This window comes from Aeromonas schubertii (assembly GCF_000820105.1).
Classification (GTDB): Bacteria; Pseudomonadota; Gammaproteobacteria; order Enterobacterales; family Aeromonadaceae; genus Aeromonas; species Aeromonas schubertii.
In genome coordinates this window covers 27013-48785 of record NZ_CDDB01000074.1, presented here as the reverse complement: position 1 = coordinate 48785, position 21773 = coordinate 27013, and the positions used below count along the sequence as shown (strand labels likewise).

Sequence of the window (21773 nt, the reverse complement as noted above, 5' to 3'; positions counted from 1 at the left end):
ACGCCCTCCTCTTTATGCGATATCACCACCCAGCATGGCGCGCAGCCGCTCCTCCAGGCTCGGCTCGGGAGCACTCAGGGTCTGCTCGAACAGGGCCTGGATCTCGGCCCGATCGGCGCTGCGCACGATAAACACCAGCCGGGACTGGGCCTTGCCCTCCGGCCAATCACCCAGCGTCTGCAGGGGGTAGAGCTGGCCGTGTACCCCGTGGATCACCACAGGTTGGCTCTCCCCTTCCAGTTGCAAGATCCCCTTCAGCCTTAACAGAGCATCCCCAAACCGGGCCTGAACCGCATCGATGGCGGCCAGCAAGCGACTCGCCTTGAGGGGCTCACCGATACGCAGGGAGAAGCTCTCCACATCCGTGTGTTCGAAGTGGGAGGGGGCACTGGCCCCCACCTGGGCGACCAGCGGGGCCATCCGGGGGCGCATGGGAGAGGCCAGCCCCTGACGCGGCGCCTCGGTCCGCAGCCAGGCCAGCAGCTGACGCACATCGCGCCCGGCCTCGGCGTTGTAGGCCCCCAGCCTCTCCAGCACAGCCGGGGAGAGCTCGCCGTGACTGACCCGCTCGATGGGAGCGGCCGGGTTGAGGGCGCCCAGACGCGCCTCGACCTCGTCCAGGGTTGCCTCGTCGGCCAGATCCCCCTTGCTCACCACCAGCAGATCGGCCAGGGCCACCTGCTTGACCGCCTCATACTGGCTCGCCAACTGCTGGCCGATATGGCCCGCATCGACCACGGTGACGGTGCCGTCGAAGCGATAGCGCTGGGCGATAAAACCCTCTTCGCGCAGGGTAAAGAGCACCGGCGCCGGATCGGCCAACCCGGTCGTCTCTATGATGAGGCGCTTGAACGGCTTGATCTGTTTTTGCACCGCCTTCATGAAGAGCCCCTGCAAGGCCTCCACCAGGGAGCCCTGCACCGAGCAGCAGATACAGCCGGAGTCGAGCAGTACGACCTGCTCGTCAATCTGCTGCACCAGATGGTGGTCGAGCCCGACCGAGCCAAATTCGTTGATAAGCACGGCGCACTCGCCGAGCTCGGGCTGCTTCACCCAGTGGTTGAGCAAGGTGGTCTTGCCGCTGCCGAGGAAGCCGGTGAGCAGGGTGACGGGGATCCGCGGATCGTTGACGTCGGTCAGCATGAAGAGGTCTCCGGTTCAAACAGGTTACGCAGCCAGGGGTTGAGCAGACGGCCACTCGGGTCCAGCTCCCGGCGCAGGGCCTGGAAGTCGTGCCAGCGCGGCAGGCGGGTCGGGAAATCATAGAGGGAGGGGACCAGATGCTTGCCGAAATGGGGCAAGCCACCCAGGGGAGCGAGCAGACGCTGCAGCTCGTGCATCTGATCCAGGGATCCACCGACGAAGGTGCCGTCTGCCGCCAGATAAACCAGGAAACCAATCCAGCACACCTCACGCCCGTAGGCGGGACTGAGCCAGGCATCCGAGGCGCCGCAACAGCGCAGGATGAAGGGGTAATGGAGCACCCCCGGGTTGGCCTGCTGCCACTGGCTGAGCAGGGTCATGGCCTCCTGCATACGGGACAGAGGGACGGCAATCTCGCAGTTGATCTGGGGGGCCGGGATCCCCTTGCAGAGGATCTGATAGACGTTGCCCACCAGGTCGGTGGCATCCTTGAAGCGGCGCACCGTCTCGAAGTGCTCGCCGGCCTGCTGCAGATCCTTGGTGTCCCGGGCCATCTTGCCGAGGGTCTGCTCTATGGTGGCATTCATGCGCGAGTCGGGTGTATCCCCGAGAGGCAGCACCTCGCAACCTCCGGCCCGGTAGCGGGCCTCCTCCTCCTCCGAGGCCGGATCGACCAGCCAGAGATGGCTCTCCCCGGTCCAGGCAAACCACCAACTCTTGACGAAGCCGTGCTCCCGATTGACCCGCTCGTTGTGTTCAAACAACCAGTCGTAATCGGTGGTGAACTTGGTGCAGCGCATGATGCGGTTGGGTACGGTGCGAAGGCGCACCTCGAGCAGGATGCCGAGGCAACCGAGCCCCATCACGAAGGCACCGAAGCGGGGGTCATCCCGCTCAATGCGGACTATCTCTCCGCTCGCCAGCAGCACCCGCAGGGCAAGCACCGCCTCGCACAGGGACGATTGCCCGAGCCCCTGGCCGTGCGTGCCTGTGCTGAGCGCCCCGCCCAGGGTCTGAATGCCGATCACCCCGGGAGAGGCGGGCAACATGCGCTCCATGGCGATGAGATCGGCGTAGAGGGTATCGACCGGCGTGCCGGCCCGATAGGTGACACTCTCCTCATCCATCACCACCCTTCCCTGCAGGTGGCAGAGATCCACCAGCAGGGCATGGGGGTCGTGAAAGACGCTGTGGATAGGCTCATAGGATAGGCTGGAGCCGATCAGGCGGATGGCACGAGTCGGCTCATCGCGCAGGCGCTGCTGCAACTCGGTCTCGCTGCGGGGGCGGTAAATCTGCCAGGTCCGGGCCAGTGGATTGGTGCCGGACCAGTTGAGCAGCACCTGCTCCTCGTCGAGTGCACCGACTGTGTGAAACGCCTGGAACTGAACCGTCATCCCCTCTCCTCACCGGTTTGAAAAAGCGGCGATGATTCTACCGGAAACACGGGGGCAAGGCATACCAAACCGCCGCACTTCCGACGATTGTCCTCATCGATCCTGCCGTGGGGCTCATTGAGCCCACATTGTGCGGCCCTTCCCCTAAATTCATTGCCATTTGGCATCCATGGTGCAAAATAACTGTTTTTTTATACAGGAGATGTGATGAATCCTATTCTCGAACCCGCCCTGGCCAAGATGGTCGATGAGTTTGTCGCCGCCGGTCGCCCCAAGGCCAGCGAGCAGAGCTGGCAGGCCCGCCGCGACGGTTACCGGGCCAGTGCCCCCCTCGGCGGTGAGGTCGAGGACGTGGGCACCATCCAGGAGTGGCAGGAGGGTGAGTGCCGGGTGCGCCTCTACCAACCGGATGGGGCCGGGCTCGATCGGCCGGCACTCATCTACTTTCACGGCGGCTGTTTCGTGAGCGGCGACTTCGACACCCACGACCGCCAGCTGCGCATGCTCTGTCGCCGCGCCGGCGCCCTGGTATTTGCCGTGCACACCCGCCTCGCCCCAGAGCATCCGTACCCCGCCGCCCACGACGATGCCCTGGCCGCGACCCGCGCCATCATGGGATCACTGGCCACCTGGGGCGGCAGCCTCGAGCGTCTGGCCCTGGCCGGCGACAGCGCCGGCGGCCACCTGGCTCTGGTCACCGCCCTGCGTCTCGCCAGTGCGGGGGCCACGCAGCCCTCAGCCCTGTGCCTGCTCTACCCCATGCTCGACCCGGCCGGGCGCAGCGACAGCTACCGCACCCTCGGTGAGGACTACCTCATCACCGCCGACATGTTGCAAAGCGGCTTTACCGCCTACCTCGGCCCAGTGGCATACGATCATCCCGAGGCCTGCCCCCTGCTGCATCCGGCACTGCCAGCCCTGCCGCCGACCCTGATCCTCACCGCCGAGTTCGATCCCCTGCGGGACGAAGGGGAGGCACTCTACCATGCTCTGATAGAGCATGGGGTCGAGGCCGCCTGCCAGCGCCAGCTCGGGGTCACCCATGGCTACTTCCAGCTGGCCGCCATCAGCCCGGCGGCGCGCCAACTCATCGACCAGCTCGCCGGCTGGCTGCGCGGCCTGTCAATTGACCGCCAGCAAGGGGAAGTTATATGAAGGCTCAGTAACGAAGAAGGAGGCAACCCGGTGACACTCTGGTTTGAACTTGCACAGTGGAAATCGGCGATGCTGCACGGCGTGGAGCTGGTCCAATTCGCCCTCGAACTCATCTCGGTGGCCTGTGTGGTCGTCGGCCTTGGCAAGACCCTGCTGCTGGCCCTGCGCCAGCGGGACCATGAACCCGGCTTCCCGCGCATCCGTCTCTGCTTTGGCAGCTGGCTCATTCTGGCGCTGGAGTTCCAGCTCGCCGCCGACATCCTGGCCACCACCATAGCCCCGAGCCAGGAGGAGCTGATCCGTCTGGCGGTGATCGCGGTGATCCGCACCTTCCTCAACTACTTCCTCGGCAAGGAGCTCGAGGAGCAGCGCGAGCAACAGCAGCCCCCGGACAAGCGCTGCCCATGACGCACTTGCGGTGCAACCGCCCATCGCACTCGATGGGGGGCCCCGCAACGACGCTCGGTGGCGATCGAAAGAGCGCGACGGGTGTTGCCCCGGGATAACAGGGCCAGGGGGGCTGAAGAGCGCCTCCCCGCTAGGCGCCTTGGGTCCCCCTATGAGGCCTTCGACCGATAGGTCACCTCGCAGAGTTAACAGTTTGACGACGGGAGACCTGTGCTAGAGTGGTCGCTTTGTTGCCAATAGAATCCGTCAATGGAGCATGACATGCGCATTCCCTACTCCCTGCTCGACCTGGTGCCCGTACCGGAAGGCTCGAGCCCGGCCGAATCATTCCGCCATTCGCTGGATCTCGCCCGCCACGCCGAAGCGCTCGGTTACACCCGCTACTGGGTGGCCGAGCACCACAACATGCCGGGGATCGCCAGCGCCGCTACCTCGGTGCTGCTGTGCCACCTCGGCAACGGCACCTCGCGCATTCGCCTCGGGGCCGGCGGCATCATGCTGCCCAACCACGCCCCCCTGGTGGTGGCCGAGCAGTTTGGCACCCTGGCCTCCCTGTTCGGAGATCGCATCGATCTCGGCCTCGGCCGCGCCCCCGGCACCGACCAGACCACCATGCGGGCCCTGCGTCGCAACAAGGATCAGAGCATCGACGACTTCCCGGCCGAGGTGGCCGAGCTGATGGACTACTTCGGCCAGAGCCGCGGTCCGGTGCGCGCCGTACCCGGACGCGGCCTCGAGGTGCCGGTCTGGTTGCTCGGCTCCAGCCTCTACGGTGCCCAGCTCGCCGCCGCCATGGGGCTGCCGTTTGGCTTTGCCTCCCACTTCGCGCCGGCCATGCTGCTGCAGGCCCTCGAACTCTACCGCAGCCAGTACCGGCCCTCGGCGCGTTGGCCGAAACCCCATGCCCTGGTGTGCGTAAACCTGGTCGCCGCCGACGATTCGGCCACGGCCCGGCGCCTCTTCACCACTGTGCAGCAGCAGTTTTTGCGGCTGCACCGGGGGGATGCGGGTGAGTTGCCCCACCCGGTGGCGGATCTCGATGGCTGGCCTCCCCACGAGCTGCTCGCCATGGAGCGCACCCTGGCCCGCTCCCTGGTCGGCGATCCGGACGAGATCTACCACGGCGTGCGCGCCCTGCTGGCCGAGACTGGTGCCGATGAACTGATGTTCAACGGCCCCATCACGGATCACGACGCCCGCAAGCGCTCCTTCGCCATCGGCGCCGAGGTGATGAAGGCCCTGTAACACACGAGGGGCCTTCGGCCCCTCACTCCCGACACCAGCGATCTCGCCCCGCCTCCTTGCTGCGATAAAGCGCCGCATCGGCCCGCTCAAACCAGTCCGGCGCCCCTCCCGACGCCACCCCCATGCTGAGGGTGACCCGGATCCCCTCTCGCCAGCGCTGACGATGGATCCTTCGCCCGAGCCTGTCGAGCGCCTCTCCCAGCTCCTGCTCTCCCCAGGGAGTGAGCACGGCAAACTCATCCCCGCCGATGCGATAGCAGCCCGCAGGCCCAAACACGCTGACCAGACACTCGGCCACCCGGCAGAGCACCCCGTCCCCGACACTGTGCCCACAGTGGTCATTGATCAGCTTGAACCTGTCCACATCGATCAACACCAGGGCATAAGTCTCCTGTGTCCCCACACTCTCCATCGCTTCGTCGAAGGAGCGACGGTTACCGATCCCGGTCAGAGGATCGCTTAGCAGGGCCCGTTGCTGGGATCGGTAGTGATCCTCGATGACCGCCAACTCCTTCAGATTCGCCTCGACAAACCAGGGAGCCTGGGATGCCCCCTCCTCCTCCTGCTCTCCCCGTACCAGCGTGTTGAGACGCCCCTGCAGCAGATCCAGCTCCCGGTGGAAGATGCGCAGCAGGGAGCGTATTCCCATCCAAACCACCAGCATCATGGCGCCCAGCGGTAACATCAGCAGGGAGAGCTCATGGGTCAGGGCTCGCCAGAAGCGAACCGCGGGCACATAGAGGCCAAGCTCCCAACCTACATAGGGAACATCGTGCAGCAGTAGTGCCCCCTGCCGCAGCCCCTTCAGGGCCGCCTGCTCCTCTTCCTCTGTGGCGGGCACCTGTCGCAACAACTGCGGATTTACCTCGGCAAGCATCTCACCACTGTGTGGATGACGCAGAAAGAGTGTCGCATCCAGGGGACCCAGCACTCTCTCCAGCGCTTCCTGCAGGAAGTGAAGGTTGAGATCCACCATCATGAGTCCAAGCAGGGAGCCATCCTCAGCGTGGATCTTCTTCCCCAGAGTCAATACCCGGATGCCGGATCCATATTCCCGATAGGGACCGACCCATTGGGGCTGGTCGCTCTCCATCAAGGCGAACCAGGGGCGAAGATGGGGGGTGAAGCTCGAATCCGGTGAGGGTGAGAAGGAGGGGTAGCTGTCGATACGCTCGCTGCGGACGTGATAGAAGTAGATGTAGTGGGACTCGGCCATCTTGATTCGGTGGGCGATGGACCAGACGGGGGAGTAAGCCGACTCTCCCCTTGCTATCGCCTCCCTGTCCAGGGCGGCGTCGAGCACCTCAAGCTGCGCCCGACTCTGCATCACCCGCTCCCTGAGGTAGCTGGTCTCCAGGGTGTGGAGCATCTGGCGGTATCCCTCCAGCCGCAGGTTCACCAGATCCTGATAGTTGAGCGCCGCCATCACCAGGCTCATCACCACTATGACGCCTCCCAGCAACAAAGCGAGCTTGGTCAGCAGGTAGTCGATAGGCCGTTTGACGACATCGTGCATGGAGTCTTCCTTGAAAGGATCCAATTCAGATCCTAATGGGTCAACACCATCCGCTTATTGATTAATATCATTTCGGATGCGATCCAGGGCCAACCTCAACCAGCCACACATGAAGCCCAACAAAGAAGGGGCCGACAGGCCCCTTCTTCATCGATGTGAAGACTCAGATCCCCGAGCCGTCCTGCTCCTTGCCCTCTTCGTGCAGCCCGCACTCGCGTTTGAGGCCGAAGAAGCGGGTCTGCTCCTCGCTCATGCCCGGCTCCCACCTGGCGGTGGTGTGCACGTCGCCCACCGAGAGATAACCTTGTTCCCACAGGGGGTGGTAGGGCAGGTCAAACTCCTTGAGGTAGTAGTGCACGTCCTTGTTGCTCCAGTCGATGACCGGCAGGAACTTGAAGCGGCCACGCTGGATAGCCAGCACCGGCAACCCCTGGCGGCTGCCGGACTGCTCCCGGCGCAGGCCCGAGAACCAGGTGCGGGCGCCGAGCTCCTGCTGGGCACGCTCCATCGGCTCGACCTTGTTGAGCTGGTTGTAACGGGTGATCCCCTCCACCCCCTGCTCCCACAGCTTGCCAAAGCGCGCCTCCTGCCAGGCGGGGGTGAGCGCCGCCTGGTAGACCTTCAGGTTGAGCCCGAGGCGCTCGGTCAGCTCGTCGATGAAGCGGTAGGTCTCGGGGAAGAGATAACCGGTATCGGTGAGCACCACAGGGATGTCGGGTCGCTCCCGGCTCACCAGATGCAGCATCAGGGCCGCCTGGATGCCGAAGCTCGACGATAAGATATGGGTACCCGGCAGGTGAGCCAGGGCCCAGCGCACCCGCTCGGGGGCGCTCATCTGCTCCAGCTCCCGGTTGTGGGGCGCCAGGGCATCAATCTGCTGATCCCGGGTCAGGGTGAGCAGGTGGTCGAGATCGAGTGTCATTGTGCTCTCCTCAGGCGGCATAGAAGTCCACGGCCGAGTTGACGACGGGGGCAGTGATCCCGGCGCGAATGACGAAATCACCGAAGCACTCGCCCGGCTCACGCTCGGTGGCCCAGCGGCCTATCAGGGCGTCCAGCTCGGCCAGGATCTGCGCCTCTGTGATGTTCTCCCGGTACAGGCGCGGGATGCGCGTCCCCTCGAGATTTCCCCCCAGGTGCAGGTTGTAGCGCCCCGGCGCCTTGCCCACCAGCCCCACCTCTGCCAGCATGGCGCGGCCGCAGCCGTTGGGGCAGCCGGTGACCCGGAAGATGATGGCGTCATCGGCGAGACCGTGTTTGGCCAGCAGCCCTTCGATGTCGGTGACAAAGGCCGGCAGCATGCGTTCGGCCTCGGCCATCGCCAGCGGGCAGGTGGGCAGGGCCACGCACGCCATGGACTGCTTGCGCTGCTCGCTCACGCCGTCATCGAGCAGGCCGTACTGGCGCGCCAGCGCCTCGATGCGCACCTTCTCGCCGGCGGGCACGCCCGCGATGATGAGATTCTGGTTGGCGGTGAGGCGAAAATCCCCCCGGTGTACCTTGGCGATCTCGCGCATACCGGTCTTGAGCGGCTTGCCCGGAAAGTCGAGCAGGCGGCCGTTCTCGATGAACAGGGTCAGGTGGTGCTTGCCGTCGATCCCCTCGACCCAGCCGAAGCGATCGCCGCGACTGGTGAATGCATAGGGGCGCACCTCGCCAAACGCGATGCCGGCACGGCTCTCCACCTCGGCCTTGAAGGCCTCGACCCCCACCCGTTCAAGCGTGTACTTGGTCTTGGCGTTCTTGCGGTTGACCCGGTTGCCCCAGTCACGCTGGGTGCTGACCACGGCGGCCGCCACCTCCAGCACATGGGAGAGCGGCACGAAGCCAAAATCGCTCGCCTTGCGCGGGTAGGTGCTGGTGTCGCCGTGGGTCATGGCCAGCCCCCCGCCCACCAGCACGTTGAAGCCCACCAGCTTGCCACCTTCGGCAATCGCCACGAAGTTGAGATCGTTGGCGTGGATGTCCACGTCGTTGTGGGGCGGGATCACCACGGTCGTCTTGAACTTGCGCGGCAAGTAGGTCGACCCCAGGACTGGCTCCTCGTCCTCCCCCAGCTTCTCGCCATCCAGCCAGATCTCCACGTAGGCACGGGTCTTGGGCAGCAGGTGCTCGGAAATTTTCTTGGCCCACTCGTAGGCCTCCCGGTGCAGCTCGGACTCCACCGGGTTACTGGTGCAGAGCACGTTGCGGTTCACGTCGCCGGCGGTGGCGATGGAGTCGATGCCGGTGCTATTGAGGGTCTGGTGCATCAGTTTGATGTCGCGCTTGAGCACCCCGTGGAACTGGAAGGTCTGGCGGGTGGTCAGGCGGATGCTGCCGTACAGGCTGTGCTCTTCGGCGAACTGGTCGATCACCAGCCACTGGGCCGCGGTGATGATGCCGCCGGGCAGGCGGGCGCGCAGCATGACGTTGTGCAGCGGCTCGAGTTTTTGGGCGGCGCGCTCGGGGCGGATGTCACGGTCGTCTTGCTGATACATGCCGTGAAAGCGGATCAGCTGGAAGTTGTCGCCGTTGAAGCCACCGGTAAGCGGGTCCTGCAGATCCTGCTCTATGGTGCCGCGCAGAAAGTGGCTCTCGCGCTTGAGGCGCTCGTTGTCGGAGAGCGGTCCTTCCACCGGACCGGGAACGATTTGCTTGCTCATCAGTAGACATCCCTTTGATAACGTTTGGCACGACGCAGTTCGCTCAAATACTCTTCTGCTTCCTCACGGCTCTTGCGACCGTGTTCGGCAATCACCTCCAGCAGGGCCTCTTGCACGTCTTTCGCCATGCGATTGGCATCGCCGCACACGTAGAGGTGGGCCCCCTGCTCCAGCCAGGCATAGAGCTCACGCCCTTCCTGGCGCAGGCGATCCTGCACATAAATCTTCTCGCCCTGATCCCGGCTGAAGGCCAGGGAGATCTTCGACAGCAGGCCGGATTTCACATAGCGCTGCCACTCCACCTGATAGAGGAAGTCCTGGGTAAAATGCGGGTTGCCGAAGAAGAGCCAGTTCTTGCCCTCTGCCTCTTGCGCTTCCCGCTCCTGCATAAAGGCACGGAACGGGGCGATGCCGGTGCCAGGGCCCACCATGATGACGGGGGTATCCGGATTCGTCGGCAGGCGGAAGTTGTCGTTGTGCTCAACAAACACCCGCACCTCGGCCCCCTCTTCCAACCGGTCCGCCAGGTAGGAGGAGGCGGCGCCGCTGCGCACCACGCCGTCTTCCTGCGGGTAGCGCACTACCCCGACGGTCAGGTGCACCTCTTCCTCCACCTCGCTCTGGGCGGAGGCGATGGAGTAGAGACGCGGGGTGAGCGGGCGCAGCAGGCCGATCAGCTGTTCGGCAGAGAGCGCGGTCGGGAAGCGCTTGAGCACATCCACCACCTGGGCAGAGGAGACCAGAGCGTTAAGCTGGCTCTTGTCGCCGGCCAGATCGCGCAGGGCCGCGTTGTCCGAGATCTCGGCAAGGCCGGTGATAAAGCCGCCGTGCAGCCGGGTCAGTTCGAAATGACGGGTCAGTGCACTGCGCAGGTCACCGTGGGCGGTCTCCTCATCGCCGGTCAGAGCGGCCAGGGACAAGACTTCACCAACCAGTTCGGGGGCGTTGTCGAACCAGATCCCGAGGGCATCCCCCGGCTGGTAGCGGATACCGGATGCATCCAGGCTGATCTCGATATGGCGGATGTCCTTGGTGGAGTCGCGACCGGTGATCTTCTGGTTGACCGAGAGCCGCGCCGGGAAGGGGTGCTCCTTGCTGTAGGGGCTCTGCCCGACCGCCTGGGCGACGGCCGAGCTGACGCTGGTGCCTGTGCTCAGGGTCGCGGCGAGGGCAGTGATCGCCTGCTCACCCCAGCTGGCGGCGGCCACCTGGTAATCCACATCGAGCAGGGCGCTCTCGACCACGCGCTCGGCACCGGCCTGGGTGAGGAAGGTCTCGAAATCCTTGCCGGTTTGGCAGAAGAACTCGTAGGAGCTATCCCCCAGCCCCAGCACGGCAAACTTGAGGCCATCGAGCTTGCCAAGCTTGCCTTTCTTAAGCTGCTCATGCAGATCCACCGCGCTCTCGGGCGGCTCGCCCTCACCGTAGGTGCTCACCACCACCAGCAGGTGGCTCTCTTTCTTGAGCTGTTTGGGTTTGTAATCGGCCATGGAGACCAGGGTCACAGGGATCCCCTTCCCTTCGGCCAGCTTGCGTACGCCGTCGGCGGCCCCCTTGGCATTGCCGGTCTGGGAGCCGTAGAGGATGGTCAGGGAGCCGGAGGCGGCGACGCTGACGGAAGCGGCCGGCGCCACGCCGCCCTGGGAGAGACCGTAGAGATAACCGCTGACCCAGGCCAGCTGCTGGACGTTGAGACCGGATAGAACCTGGGAGAGCTGCTGCTGTTGCTCATCCGACAGGGGAGAGAGGCCCTTCAATGACATAGCTCGAATCTTCCATGAGGAGGTTTGCATCGAGCCTAACGGGGGGAGTGAATAACAACAAAGAATAAAAAAGTATTCTTTATTCCCAATAGCCACATCTCTCGTGGCCGCGCGCCTCGGCATCGGAGGGCGATCTCTGCTAGTCTGGCCATCCTTCAACTCTTCGAGGTAGGCCCATGTTTGAGCAATACGACGCCCTGATTTTCGATCTCGATGGCACCCTGGTGAACTCCATGCCCCTGCATCTGGACGCCTGGGCACAGACCGCCGCCGAGTTTGGCCTGCCCTTCGATCGCGCCCGCATCCACGGCATGGGAGGCATACCGACCCGCAAAATAGTGGCCCTGCTGGCAAACGAGCATGGACTTCATATCGATGTGGAGGCCTTCACCCGGCGCAAGGTCGCCCTCTATCTGGCCAACATCGACAAGGTGCAGGTCTATCCCCCCATGTGGGAGCTGGTCAGGAGCCAATTTGGCAAGCGACCCATGGGCATAGGCACCGGCTCACCGCGCCGCCATGTAGAGCAGATCCTGCGCCAGACCGGCCTGGATGCCTATATCGAGACCATAGTGAGCGCCGATGACGTGGAGAACCACAAACCCCATCCCGACACCTTTCTCAAGGTCGCCGGGCAACTGGGGGTCGAGCCGACCCGCTGCCTGGTGTTTGAAGATACCGAGATTGGGGTGCAGGCGGGGCGTGCCGCCGGCATGGATACCCTGCTGGTCGCCGACGGCGCTATCCTCGAGGCGATCAACGCAGCGTGAGCAGAGGCTCCAGGGCCTCGGTGGGAATGCTGTAGCTCCCAAATGCCTTGAGCTCACCGTGCAGGTGACCCCGTTCCCGCAACCGGGCGATGCCCTGCTCGGGCGCTTCGGCCAGCAGGGGCTCTCCCAGAGGGACAAACCCCTGAGCGAGCAGTTGGACGAGCGACTCTCCATAACCGTCGCTTTCCATCTCCAGCCAAGTGAGGGTTTCGCCCTCGCGCAGAAAGAGGTATGCCGGCATAAGCTGTTCTCAGTTGAGGATGATTTCTCACTCTAGCCGAAACCGGGAAAGGAGATCCACGGTCGCGTCAGAAAAAGAAGAGGGGCCAAGCGGCCCCTCTCTTACATGGCGTTGGTCGACTCGAAGATCTTGTCGGCCGAGGCTTCGACGAAGCCCGGGTAGAGGATGCCGTCGGCCTGCGGGTAACGCAGGGCGAACTCGTAAAAGCAGCTTGGAATGGTCTTCACCCCGTCGGTAAAGGCCACATCGGCCTTGTCGGCCATGGTGGAGGATTGCTCCAGCATCACGTGCGGATCGCCCTTCACCTCGCCACCGACCGCGTTGAGCACGAAGCCCGCACGCTTCAGGGCCGCGTTGACTGCCTCTATGGTGTCAAAGTCACGCAGGCGGTTGATGCTGACGGTGAAATGGTTGGCACGATAGCCCCAGGCGGCCATCCAGGCGGCATACTCGCTCTCGGCCAGCAGAGTCTGGTAGTCGGCATGGGAGACACGCCACGGAGCGCCGGCGTAGAGGAAGGCAGGGGCATCGGTCAGATGCTCGGGCACCTGCTCCACCAGAGCATGAACGATCGCCTGGGCCGGGGCCGAGAGCTCCTCCACCTTCAGCTCGCTGATAAATACCTTGGGGGCATCCGGATCGCTGTGCTCGAAGTGCTTGGCCTTGAGCTTCTTGGCCTTGAACTCGTACTGCCCCTTCTCCTCATAGCCCAGGGCCAGGAAGTGGGCGGCCAGTTTCTCGAGCCCCACCTTGGGCAGGTTGAAGGTCCGGAAGGCGACATGATCGTTGACGATAGACTCGCCGCCGGCGAGCAGCTCGTGCACCTTGTGGGCACTCGGGGTGACCTTGATGTAGTTGTCCCACAGATGACCGAACAGGGTCTCGATATCCTTTTGCATCTCTCTCTTTCCTTTGCTTGCGGGGTACAAACCGGGGCGCCTGCCTGGACGCCCCTTGTTTTAGAAACGAAGGCCTGGTGACAGCTGATCCGGCATGGTCGCCTTGCCATCCTCAACCGAGGCGACCGGATAGGCGCAGTAGTCGGCCGCATAGTAGGCGCTGGCACGGTGGTTGCCCGAGGCGCCGATGCCACCAAAGGGGGCGGCACTGGAGGCGCCGGTGATGGGCTTGTTCCAGTTGACAATGCCGGCGCGGATACGCTTGAAGAAGTGCTGCCAGTCCGCCTCACTGTCCCCCAGCAAACCGGCCGAGAGGCCGTAGCGGGTGGCGTTCCCTTGATCGATGGCGGCGTCGAAATCGTCATAACGAATGACCTGCAGCAGCGGGCCGAAGTACTCCTCGTCCGGCAGCGCGGCGACGCCGGTGACATCTATGATGCCGGGGGAGACGAAGCCGGTGCCCGGCTCCAGATGCTTGAGCTCGAGCAGGGGCTCGGCACCCAGGCTCTTGAGGTGGCTCTGGGCTGCAACCATGCCCAGTGCCGCCCTCTCGCTTATCATGGCGCCCATGAAGGGTTGCTCAACGTCGTCATAGTGACCGACACGGATACGACTCACCACATCGCGCAGACGCGCCAGCAAGGCATCGCCCGCGGCACCGCGCTGGATAAAGAGACGGCGAGAGCAGGTGCAGCGCTGGCCGGAGGTGACAAAGGCGGACTGCACGATGGCATGCACGGCACCGTCCATATCGCTCACGTCCTTGACGATGAGCGGGTTGTTGCCACCCATCTCCAGGGCCAGGATCTTGCCCGGTTGCCCGGCATACTGCTGGTGCAGCAGGTGCCCGGTGCGCGACGAGCCGGTGAAGAAGAGGCCATCGATGTCGACGTGACCCGCCAGGGCCTTGCCGGTTTCGACCTCCCCCTGCACCAGATTGATGACGCCGGCCGGCAGACCGGCCTCCAGCCAGATCTTCAGGGTTGCCTCGGCCACCAGGGGGGTCAGCTCGGAGGGCTTGAAGACCACGGTATTACCGGCGATGAGGGCCGGTACTATGTGGCCGTTGGGCAGGTGCCCCGGGAAGTTATAGGGACCGAACACGGCCACCACACCGTGGGGCTTGTGGCGCACGAACGCCTTGGCGCCCGGCATGGGGTTCTCGACGGTGCCGGTGCGCTCCTCATGGGCGCGGATCGAAATAGCAATCTTGCCCTGCATGGCGACCACCTCGGTGCGGGTCTCCCACAGGGGTTTGCCGGTCTCCCGGGCTATGGTCAGGGCCAGGGACTCCTTATGCTCGCCGAGCAGCTCGGCAAAGCGGGTCACGATGGCCAGACGCGCCTCGAGGGAGCTATCCCCCCACTGGTAGAAGGCGGCGCGAGCGGCCTTGACGGCAGCATCCACCTGGGTGGGGCTGGCGGCCTGGCCACGCCAGACCACCTGATTCTTGGCCGGATCGACCGAGACGAATTCTGTTCCTTCACCGGCCAGCCACTGGCCATTAATCAGCTGTACATTCATTCCATTGTCTCCAGCGGGCTGCGCCCGTCACGCCGGACCTTGGCCCGGCAAATCATCAGTCGAGTTCGACTACCCGCACCAGATCCCCGTCCTGCACCTTGAGGGCCGCCGCCATCTTGGGCGGGATGATGGCCTCATGGGTGTCGGGATTGATGCTGATGTTGCCGTAGCAGGCCCGATATTGGCTGAAGCGGGAGTTGCAGATGAGGAAATTCTGCCCGCCCACCGGATCGCCGACCTGAACCGCCAGGCGGCGGCTGCGCCGCACGCTGCGAATGTTCTGCAGCTCGCACTCCACGGCGGGGCCCGCGTCGAAGATGTCCACATAACCGCGGTTCACAAAACCCTCGTCGTGCAGCATCTTGATGGCCGGACGGGTCTTGTCATGGGTCTTGCCGATGACGGCTCGGGCCGCATCCGAGAGCAGGTTCACATAGATGGGGTACTTGGGCATCAGCTCGGCGATGAAGCGCTTCTTGCCGATACCGGTCAGGTAGTCCACGGTCGGGAAGTCGAGGGAGAAGAAGTGGGTCTGCAACCACTCATAGAAGGGGCTGTGCCCCTCTTCATCGGAGACACCGCGCATCTCGGCGAAGACGGTGTTGTCGAACAGCTCCTGATGCTCCGCCATAAAGAGGAAGCGATGCTTGGAGAGCAGGCGTCCGTTTTGCCCCTCACGGGCACACTCGCGCAGAAACAGGGTACAGAGCTCGGTGCTGCCGGTGTAATCATTGGAAAGGGTCAGGGTCTCGACCACGTTGTAGATGCCGAGCTTGGGCGAGGAGTGGACCACCTTGCCGATGTGGTAGTTGTAGAAGGGCTGGGAGAGCCCGACGGCGGCATCGATGGCGCAGGTGCCCACCATCTCGCCGGTCTCGAGATCCTCGGCCACGAAGAAGTAGAGGCAATCTCCCTTGCCTGCCGGCTTGTCGGAGAAGGTCTGCATGGACGCGTCTATCTTGCGTTGCAGCAGCTCATCGTTGACCGGCAGCGAGGTCATGCCGGTGCCGGATTCGATGGCACAGGTCTTGAGGCCCGCAAAATCTTTCTGCTCTATGGGGCGAATAACCAACATGAATGACAACTCCCTTGATTGACGACAGGCGGGGTTCCCGGCTCCTGCCAGGAGACGCTCCCCGCCTCAATACAGGATTAGGCGCCCACCACCTGGGCGACCGCCTTCTCGAAGCGGGCCAGACCCTCTTTGATATCCGCTTCGGGGATAATCAGGGAGGGGGTGAAACGCACCACGTTGGTCCCGGCCACCAGCGCCATCAGCCCCTGGTCGATGGAGGCCAGCAGGAAGTCGCGGGAGCGCCCCTTGTAATCCTCGTTCAACACGGCACCGAGCAGCAGGCCCTGGCCGCGAACTTCGCTGAAGCAGTGGTACCTGGCGTTGATCGCCTCCAGGCCCTCACGGATCAACTGCTCGCGCTGTTTCACGCCGTTTAGTACCTCGGGGGTGTTGACCACGTCGATCACCGCCTCGGCCACGGCACAGGCCAGCGGGTTGCCACCATAGGTAGAGCCGTGAGTACCGACCTTGAGGTGGGCGGCGATGGCGGAGGTCGTCAGCATGGCACCGATCGGGAAGCCGCCACCGAGCGCCTTGGCACTGGTCAGGATGTCCGGGGTGATACCGAGGCCCATGTAGGCGTAGAGGTGACCGGTACGGCCCACACCAGACTGCACCTCGTCAAACACCAGCAGGGCATTGTGTTTGTCACACAGGGCACGCACGCCCTTGGCAAACTCATCGGTCGGGCTGATGATGCCACCTTCCCCTTGCAGCGGCTCCATGACCACGGCGCAGGTGTTGTCGGAGATGACCGCCTCGAGCGCCGCCAGATCGTTGTAGGCCACATGGGTGATGTCACCGGGCTTGGGACCGAAGCCGTCGGAATAAGCCGCCTGGCCACCGACGCTCACGGTGAAGAAGGTGCGACCATGGAAACCCTGATGGAAGGCGATGATCTGGGTCTTGTGCTCGCCAAACTGTTCGATGGCATAACGACGGGCCAGCTTGAGGGCGGCCTCGTTGGCCTCGGCACCCGAGTTACAGAAGTAGACCTTCTCGGCGAAGGTGGCATCGACCAGCTTGCGAGCCAGACGCAGGGCCGGCTCGTTGGTCATGACGTTGGAGAGGTGCCAGAGCTGCTCACCCTGGTGCCTGAGGGCCTCCACCAGCTTGGGGTGGCAGTGGCCTAGACCGTTGACCGCGATACCGCCGGCGAAGTCGATGTACTCACGCCCCTCTTGATCCCAGACACGGGAGCCAACACCACGCACCGGGATGATCTTGGCCGGGGCATAGTTGGGTACCATCACTTCATCGAACTGATCACGTGTCACTTGCACTGACATAGCTTGCTCCTTGTGATCGGCGCTCAGAATATTTGACCGCCGAAAAGTTAAATCCGTGTAAACACGACCGGATTATCACAAAAAAAAAGAAAAAAGTCTGCAACCTGCCGTACTTGGGCAAACAATGTTCGACAAGGCATGAGAAAATAGGCGGGCCTATTGCATAACGGAGCAGCCATGCTTGGCAAGCCCCAATATGGCGGGAGTTGTGGGTGAATAAATTATCAGGAGTGAAAAAGCAAATCGGCTGTCGGATTTGCGAAGAAAATCACAAAATCAGCGGGATGGACGGACAAAATTGGCCAACAGATCGAGTCCCTGCTGGCTGAGGATGCTCTCCGGATGGAACTGAACCCCCTCAATGTTAAGAGATTGATGCCGAAGGCCCATGATCTCGTCGGGTCGTCCCTCCTCATCCAGGCTCCAGGCAGTGACCGCCAAGGCATCGGGCAGGGAGTCCCACGCCACCACCAGCGAATGGTAACGGGTCACGGTCAGCGGATCGGCGAGCCCGCGAAACACCCCCTCCCCCGTGTGCCGGATGGATGACGTCTTGCCGTGCATCACCCGGCGGGCACGCACCACCCGGGCCCCAAACACCTGGGCCAGGGATTGATGACCCAGGCAGACTCCCAGGATCGGTAACTGACCGGCAAAGTGGCGAATGGCCTCGAGGGAGATCCCGGCCTCGTTGGGGGTACAGGGACCGGGGGAGATGACCAGCTGATCCGGTGCCAGTGCGGCAATCCCTTCCAACGTGATCTCATCGTTGCGACGCACCACGACCTCACTGCCCAGCGCCCCGAAATATTGCACCAGGTTCCAGGTAAAGGAGTCGTAATTATCGATCAGCAGCAACATAGAAAACCGCAAACAGTCAGATCAGAAACGGGGCCGGTCAGGCGGGGGCACATTCTGGCATGGTTCACCGACGTAATAAATGGCGCCGCCGGGATGTGCCATCACCCGAGCGGCTCAACACGGAAAGAAGACGATACGCGGTCGGTGAAAGAGATTAGCGATCCAGCAGGCGTCCCTGCTCCAGCTCCCGCTCCCGCTGGCACTCGGCCAGGTAGATGGCCGCCGCTACCGAAGGCATGGTGTGATGTCTGTCGATGGCGTTGGAAACCATCAGCTGCAGGGTATTGAGATTCTTTGCCTTGCGGAACTTGCGGAGCCAGTGCCCCTTGTCTTCCAGTTCGGTCATGGGTATTTCGGCGTGGGCGGTCATGCTTTCTCAACGAGTTTCTGAGGTATAGAGGAAGGCCCGGAATACGAGCCACTGAGGACAATTGTTATCGATGAAAACAAAGAAAGCCAGGTCGATACCCGGCTCTCTTCTACTACACCTTCCCAGTATGTCAGGCTCGAGGAACGAAGCCGATTACATCATATACCCTGGCGAGGGTTTTTTCAGCCCTTTCGCGTGCCTTTTGTGCACCTTCCGCCAAAATGGAGAGCAGCAGCGCCTCATCCTGGCGCAACTCGTTGAAACGGGCCTGCATCGGCTCGAGCATGGCCACCACGGCGTCGGCACACTCACCCTTGAGGTGGCCGTACATCTTGCCGTCGAAATGCTCGACCAGCTCGGGGATGGAGCGACCGGTGGCGCCCGACATCAGGGTCAGCAGGTTGGAGACACCAGGCTTGTTCTCCACATCGAAACGCACCACGGGCGGATTGTCGGAATCGGTGACCGCGCGCTTGATCTTCTTGGCGATCTGCTTGGGATCCTCCAGCAGACCGATGAAGTTGGCCTCGTTGTCGTCGGACTTGGACATCTTCTTGGTGGGGTCCTGCAGGCTCATCACCCGGGCACCTTCGGTCGGGATGAAGGGATCCGGCATGGTGAAGACCTCGCCATAGAGGTTGTTGAAGCGATAGGCGATGTCGCGGGTCAGCTCCAGATGCTGCTTCTGATCGTTGCCGACCGGCACCTGGTTGGCCTGGTAGAGCAGGATGTCGGCGGCCATCAGCACCGGATAACCGAACAGCCCGACGTTGACATTGTTTTCGAAACGGGCCGACTTGTCCTTGAACTGGGTCATCCGCGACAGCTCGCCCATCTGGGTATAGCAGTTGAGGACCCAGCCCAGCTCAGCATGTTGGGGAACATGAGACTGGATAAAGACGGTGCTCTTCTTGGGATCGATGCCCACCGCCAGATAGAGGGCTGCCGCATCCAGACACGCCTTGCGCAGGGCCAGGGGATCCTGGCGTACGGTGACCGCATGCATATCGACGATGCAGTAGAGGCAGTCGTAGTCATCCTGCATGTTGACCCACTGACGCAAGGCTCCCATGTAGTTGCCGATAGTCAGTTGGCCGGAGGGCTGGGCGCCACTCAGTACGATTGGTTTAGCCATAGAGTGTGAGTTCCTTTATTAACCGGGCAGGATCGTGTCCAGCCCGGAAAAGTGTTCAAAGACCCAATCGGGTTGTGAGTCGGCGATGGGACGCCCGTAGTTATAGCCATAAGTGAGCCCCACAACCCGCATACCGGCCGCCTTGGCAGCCAGCACATCGTTCTCGGAGTCGCCTACCATCAGGGTGCGCGCCGGAGAGAGTTGCAGCTCGTGGCAGGCGTGCAGCAGGGGGGCGGGATGGGGCTTCTTCTCGGGCAGACAGTTACCACCGAGCCAGAGAGAGAAATAGCCTGCTATCCCCAGTGCCTCGAGGATCGGCTGCACGAAGGCGGTTGGCTTGTTGGTCACCACAGCCAGACGATACCCCGCCGTCGCCAATCGTGCCAGGGTGGCGGCCACCCCCTCATACATCTCGAGCCCCTCCAGCAGGCAGGCCTGATAGTAGCGACCAAAGGCCGGACGAGCGGTCGCAAACAGCGCCTCACCGGCTCCGGCATGGGCCAGGGCGCGCTGCACCAGCGTATCGGCACCATTACCGACCCAGGTGCGTACTACCGCCTCGGGCACCTCGTCAAAACCGCACTCTCGCAGCATCTGGTTCACCGCCAACGCCAACTGGGGAACGCTGTCGATCAGGGTGCCGTCGAGATCAAACAGCACCAGGTCGAAGGGATGCTCAACGACGGACATGAGCCAGCTCCGCGCGCATCTGATCGATCACCGCCTTGTAGTCGGGTTTGCCGAAGATGGCGGAGCCCGCCACGAACATGTCTGCACCGGCCTCGGCGATCTCGCGAATGTTCTCGACCTTGACCCCGCCGTCGATCTCGAGGCGGATGTCGCGCCCGCTCTCGTCGATCAGGCGGCGCACCTGGCGCAGCTTGTCGAGCGTGCCGGGGATGAAACTCTGACCACCGAAGCCCGGATTGACCGACATCAGCAGGATCACGTCCAGCTTGTCCATCACGTATTCGAGGCAGGAGAGAGAGGTCGCGGGGTTGAGAACCAGGCCAGCCTGGCAACCCAGCTCCTTGATAAGGCCGAGGGAGCGATCCAGATGCTCGGAGGCTTCCGGGTGGAAGGTGATGAGAGAGGCACCGGCCTTGGCGAAGTCGGGAATGATGCGATCGACCGGCTTGACCATCAGATGCACGTCGATGGGCGCCTCGATACCGTAGCCACGCAGGGCCTCACACACCATGGGACCAATGGTCAGGTTGGGCACATAGTGGTTGTCCATTACATCGAAGTGAACCACATCGGCACCGGCGGCCAGCACCTTGGCCACGTCCTCACCCAGACGGGCAAAGTCGGCAGAGAGGATCGAGGGTGCAATCAGAAAGTCTTTCATCGGCATCATCCATTGGCTGCGGGGCAAAAAAGCGGCGCAATTTTACCGCAAAGCCAGGACAGAGACGAGGCCGAATCACGCCCGAGTGGCGGGCTCGATGTGGGGCTCTTCGGGATACCATCCCTGCTCGGGAGAGATGCCGGGCAGATAGAGGGCCAGCAGTTCGGCCACCTTGTTGCGTCCCCCGCCGTTACGGCTGATGGTGCGCTTGACCTGCACCTCGTCGAGGCGAGCACCACGGTAGAGCTCTCGGGTCAGCTCGATGTCGTGGTTGCTGATAAGCACGGGGACCCCCTTCTCGGCCGCCGTGTGCCTGGCCACCCGGGCCAGCACGGCCTGATCGTCCAGGGTAAAGCCGCTGGCCGCATAGCTGGTGAAGCTGGCGGTGGTAGAGAGGGGCGCATAGGGAGGATCACAGTAGATGACCCAGTCCGACTCGGCACGGGCCATGGCATCCACATAACTCTCGCAGATGAAGGTGGCACGCTGGGCCTTCTCGGCAAACAGCCAGAGCTCTTTTTCCGGAAAGTAGGGCTTCTTGTAGGATCCGAAGGGAACGTTGAACCCCCCCTTCTTGTTGTAGCGGCAGAGGCCGTTGAAGCCATGCCGGTTCAGGTAGAGAAACAGTTGGGCCCGCTCCAGACTGTCGCTCGCCTGGTTAAACTGGGTGCGAAGACGGTAGTAGGCTGCCTTGTTGTTGAACTCGGGGTCAAACCAGCGCCGCGCCTCAGCGATCAAGCGGTCAGGAGAGTGCTTGAGGTGGTTGTAGAAGTCGATGAGGTCAGGATTGATGTCGTTGAGCACATACTCTTCGAAGTCTGTGTTCAGAAACACGGAGCCGGCGCCAACAAAGGGCTCCAGCAACACACGCCCCTCGGGCAGCCGCTCGGCAATCTCTTCGATCAGGGAGAACTTGCCCCCGGCCCATTTCAGGAAGGCGCGTGTTTTTTTCATGAAGTTCCGGTGAGTGGAGTGAGGCCCGAAAG

The 21773-nt window shown here is 63.0% G+C and carries 21 protein-coding genes; 4 read left to right on the top strand and 17 right to left on the bottom strand.

The annotated features are described in order from the left end of the window. Positions 1-12: 12 nt before the first annotated feature. On the bottom strand, positions 13-1140 hold the full coding sequence (locus BN1133_RS15135; protein WP_050667395.1) for a CobW family GTP-binding protein: 1128 nt from the start codon (positions 1138-1140) through the stop codon (positions 13-15). Beyond that, positions 1137-2540 carry a D-arabinono-1,4-lactone oxidase gene (locus BN1133_RS15130; RefSeq protein WP_050667326.1) on the bottom strand — a complete coding sequence of 468 codons (1404 nt, stop codon included), beginning with the start codon at positions 2538-2540 and terminating at the stop codon, positions 1137-1139. Before BN1133_RS15130 ends, BN1133_RS15135 begins: the two co-directional genes overlap by 4 nt. Before the next feature lie 207 nt (positions 2541-2747). Here BN1133_RS15130 and BN1133_RS15125 point away from each other — a divergent pair, with 207 nt between their 5' ends. The 3 genes from BN1133_RS15125 (at position 2748) to BN1133_RS15115 (ending at position 5348) form a co-directional block, all read left to right on the top strand. Further along, complete coding sequence (locus BN1133_RS15125) at positions 2748-3695, top strand: alpha/beta hydrolase (protein ID WP_050667325.1); 948 nt, start codon at positions 2748-2750, stop codon at positions 3693-3695. A 69-nt stretch (positions 3696-3764) separates the two neighbouring features. Then, positions 3765-4103 carry a DUF1622 domain-containing protein gene (locus BN1133_RS15120; RefSeq protein ID WP_050667324.1) on the top strand — a complete coding sequence of 113 codons (339 nt, stop codon included), beginning with the start codon at positions 3765-3767 and terminating at the stop codon, positions 4101-4103. A 261-nt stretch (positions 4104-4364) separates the two neighbouring features. Then, a complete protein-coding gene (locus tag BN1133_RS15115) occupies positions 4365-5348 on the top strand; it encodes an LLM class flavin-dependent oxidoreductase (protein WP_050667323.1) in 984 nt (327 codons plus the stop codon). A gap of 22 nt (positions 5349-5370) precedes the next feature. Here the strand turns inward: BN1133_RS15115 and BN1133_RS15110 are convergent, their stop codons facing one another. The 4 genes from BN1133_RS15110 to BN1133_RS15095 form a co-directional block, all read right to left on the bottom strand. Then, complete coding sequence (locus tag BN1133_RS15110; RefSeq protein WP_050667322.1) at positions 5371-6864, bottom strand: sensor domain-containing diguanylate cyclase; 1494 nt, start codon at positions 6862-6864, stop codon at positions 5371-5373. A gap of 163 nt (positions 6865-7027) precedes the next feature. Then, positions 7028-7786 (bottom strand): phosphoadenylyl-sulfate reductase, encoded by a 759-nt coding sequence (locus BN1133_RS15105; protein ID WP_197273680.1) that lies wholly within the window; start codon positions 7784-7786, stop codon positions 7028-7030. Positions 7787-7796: 10 nt separating this feature from the next. Beyond that, positions 7797-9509, bottom strand: a complete 1713-nt coding sequence (cysI, locus tag BN1133_RS15100) for an assimilatory sulfite reductase (NADPH) hemoprotein subunit (protein ID WP_050667320.1) — start codon at positions 9507-9509, stop codon at positions 7797-7799. Continuing rightward, positions 9509-11272, bottom strand: coding sequence for an assimilatory sulfite reductase (NADPH) flavoprotein subunit (locus BN1133_RS15095; protein WP_050667319.1), 1764 nt, complete (start codon positions 11270-11272; stop codon positions 9509-9511). The genes cysI and BN1133_RS15095 overlap by 1 nt, the downstream gene beginning before the upstream one ends. A 176-nt stretch (positions 11273-11448) precedes the next feature. On the opposite strand from BN1133_RS15095, the gene BN1133_RS15090 reads away from it, so the two are divergent. Then, positions 11449-12042: an HAD family hydrolase gene (locus BN1133_RS15090; RefSeq protein ID WP_050667318.1), complete on the top strand. Its 594-nt coding sequence runs from the start codon at positions 11449-11451 to the stop codon at positions 12040-12042. Here BN1133_RS15090 and BN1133_RS15085 read toward each other — a convergent pair. The 11 genes from BN1133_RS15085 to BN1133_RS15035 all read right to left on the bottom strand — a co-directional run bounded on the left by BN1133_RS15085 (position 12029) and on the right by BN1133_RS15035 (position 21741). Next, a complete protein-coding gene (locus BN1133_RS15085) occupies positions 12029-12283 on the bottom strand; it encodes a hypothetical protein (protein WP_050667317.1) in 255 nt (84 codons plus the stop codon). The two genes, BN1133_RS15090 and BN1133_RS15085, sit on opposite strands and share 14 nt — an antisense overlap. Before the next feature lie 101 nt (positions 12284-12384). Further along, positions 12385-13182, bottom strand: coding sequence for a DUF1338 domain-containing protein (locus BN1133_RS15080; RefSeq protein WP_050667316.1), 798 nt, complete (start codon positions 13180-13182; stop codon positions 12385-12387). A 60-nt stretch (positions 13183-13242) separates the two neighbouring features. Continuing rightward, positions 13243-14706 (bottom strand): succinylglutamate-semialdehyde dehydrogenase, encoded by a 1464-nt coding sequence (gene astD, locus BN1133_RS15075; RefSeq protein WP_050667315.1) that lies wholly within the window; start codon positions 14704-14706, stop codon positions 13243-13245. 55 nt (positions 14707-14761) lie between these two features. Next, a complete protein-coding gene (gene astA, locus BN1133_RS15070) occupies positions 14762-15781 on the bottom strand; it encodes an arginine N-succinyltransferase (protein WP_050667314.1) in 1020 nt (339 codons plus the stop codon). A gap of 77 nt (positions 15782-15858) precedes the next feature. Further along, a complete protein-coding gene (locus BN1133_RS15065) occupies positions 15859-17070 on the bottom strand; it encodes an aspartate aminotransferase family protein (protein ID WP_050667313.1) in 1212 nt (403 codons plus the stop codon). Between the two features lie 276 nt (positions 17071-17346). Next, positions 17347-17931 carry an anthranilate synthase component II gene (locus BN1133_RS15060; protein WP_050667312.1) on the bottom strand — a complete coding sequence of 195 codons (585 nt, stop codon included), beginning with the start codon at positions 17929-17931 and terminating at the stop codon, positions 17347-17349. Positions 17932-18085: 154 nt separating this feature from the next. Then, positions 18086-18301, bottom strand: a complete 216-nt coding sequence (locus BN1133_RS15055; RefSeq protein ID WP_050667311.1) for a hypothetical protein — start codon at positions 18299-18301, stop codon at positions 18086-18088. A 130-nt stretch (positions 18302-18431) separates the two neighbouring features. Further along, positions 18432-19436: a tryptophan--tRNA ligase gene (gene trpS / locus BN1133_RS15050; RefSeq protein WP_050667310.1), complete on the bottom strand. Its 1005-nt coding sequence runs from the start codon at positions 19434-19436 to the stop codon at positions 18432-18434. Positions 19437-19454: 18 nt separating this feature from the next. Continuing rightward, a complete protein-coding gene (locus BN1133_RS15045) occupies positions 19455-20126 on the bottom strand; it encodes a phosphoglycolate phosphatase (RefSeq protein WP_050667309.1) in 672 nt (223 codons plus the stop codon). Continuing rightward, positions 20113-20787, bottom strand: a complete 675-nt coding sequence (gene rpe / locus BN1133_RS15040; RefSeq protein WP_050667308.1) for a ribulose-phosphate 3-epimerase — start codon at positions 20785-20787, stop codon at positions 20113-20115. The genes BN1133_RS15045 and rpe overlap by 14 nt, the downstream gene beginning before the upstream one ends. Positions 20788-20862: 75 nt before the next feature. Beyond that, positions 20863-21741, bottom strand: a complete 879-nt coding sequence (locus BN1133_RS15035) for a Dam family site-specific DNA-(adenine-N6)-methyltransferase (RefSeq protein WP_050667307.1) — start codon at positions 21739-21741, stop codon at positions 20863-20865. Positions 21742-21773: the final 32 nt, after the last annotated feature.

What these genes read in the sequence shown, in the direction of transcription:
- BN1133_RS15130 (WP_050667326.1), bottom strand. Translation starts at nt 2,540, where the DNA reads ATGACGGTTCAGTTCCAGGCGTTTCACACAGTCGGTGCACTCGACGAG.
- BN1133_RS15105 (WP_197273680.1), bottom strand. Translation starts at nt 7,786, where the DNA reads ATGACACTCGATCTCGACCACCTGCTCACCCTGACCCGGGATCAGCAG.
- BN1133_RS15080 (WP_050667316.1), bottom strand. Translation starts at nt 13,182, where the DNA reads ATGCAAAAGGATATCGAGACCCTGTTCGGTCATCTGTGGGACAACTAC.
- cysI (WP_050667320.1), bottom strand. Translation starts at nt 9,509, where the DNA reads ATGAGCAAGCAAATCGTTCCCGGTCCGGTGGAAGGACCGCTCTCCGAC.
- astA (WP_050667314.1), bottom strand. Translation starts at nt 15,781, where the DNA reads ATGTTGGTTATTCGCCCCATAGAGCAGAAAGATTTTGCGGGCCTCAAG.
- trpS (WP_050667310.1), bottom strand. Translation starts at nt 19,436, where the DNA reads ATGGCTAAACCAATCGTACTGAGTGGCGCCCAGCCCTCCGGCCAACTG.
- BN1133_RS15120 (WP_050667324.1), top strand. Translation starts at nt 3,765, where the DNA reads ATGCTGCACGGCGTGGAGCTGGTCCAATTCGCCCTCGAACTCATCTCG.
- BN1133_RS15090 (WP_050667318.1), top strand. Translation starts at nt 11,449, where the DNA reads ATGTTTGAGCAATACGACGCCCTGATTTTCGATCTCGATGGCACCCTG.
- BN1133_RS15060 (WP_050667312.1), bottom strand. Translation starts at nt 17,931, where the DNA reads ATGTTGCTGCTGATCGATAATTACGACTCCTTTACCTGGAACCTGGTG.
- BN1133_RS15110 (WP_050667322.1), bottom strand. Translation starts at nt 6,864, where the DNA reads ATGCACGATGTCGTCAAACGGCCTATCGACTACCTGCTGACCAAGCTC.
- BN1133_RS15045 (WP_050667309.1), bottom strand. Translation starts at nt 20,126, where the DNA reads ATGTCCGTCGTTGAGCATCCCTTCGACCTGGTGCTGTTTGATCTCGAC.
- BN1133_RS15125 (WP_050667325.1), top strand. Translation starts at nt 2,748, where the DNA reads ATGAATCCTATTCTCGAACCCGCCCTGGCCAAGATGGTCGATGAGTTT.
- BN1133_RS15035 (WP_050667307.1), bottom strand. Translation starts at nt 21,741, where the DNA reads ATGAAAAAAACACGCGCCTTCCTGAAATGGGCCGGGGGCAAGTTCTCC.
- astD (WP_050667315.1), bottom strand. Translation starts at nt 14,706, where the DNA reads ATGAATGTACAGCTGATTAATGGCCAGTGGCTGGCCGGTGAAGGAACA.
- rpe (WP_050667308.1), bottom strand. Translation starts at nt 20,787, where the DNA reads ATGAAAGACTTTCTGATTGCACCCTCGATCCTCTCTGCCGACTTTGCC.
- BN1133_RS15095 (WP_050667319.1), bottom strand. Translation starts at nt 11,272, where the DNA reads ATGTCATTGAAGGGCCTCTCTCCCCTGTCGGATGAGCAACAGCAGCAG.
- BN1133_RS15055 (WP_050667311.1), bottom strand. Translation starts at nt 18,301, where the DNA reads ATGACCGCCCACGCCGAAATACCCATGACCGAACTGGAAGACAAGGGG.
- BN1133_RS15065 (WP_050667313.1), bottom strand. Translation starts at nt 17,070, where the DNA reads ATGTCAGTGCAAGTGACACGTGATCAGTTCGATGAAGTGATGGTACCC.
- BN1133_RS15085 (WP_050667317.1), bottom strand. Translation starts at nt 12,283, where the DNA reads ATGCCGGCATACCTCTTTCTGCGCGAGGGCGAAACCCTCACTTGGCTG.
- BN1133_RS15115 (WP_050667323.1), top strand. Translation starts at nt 4,365, where the DNA reads ATGCGCATTCCCTACTCCCTGCTCGACCTGGTGCCCGTACCGGAAGGC.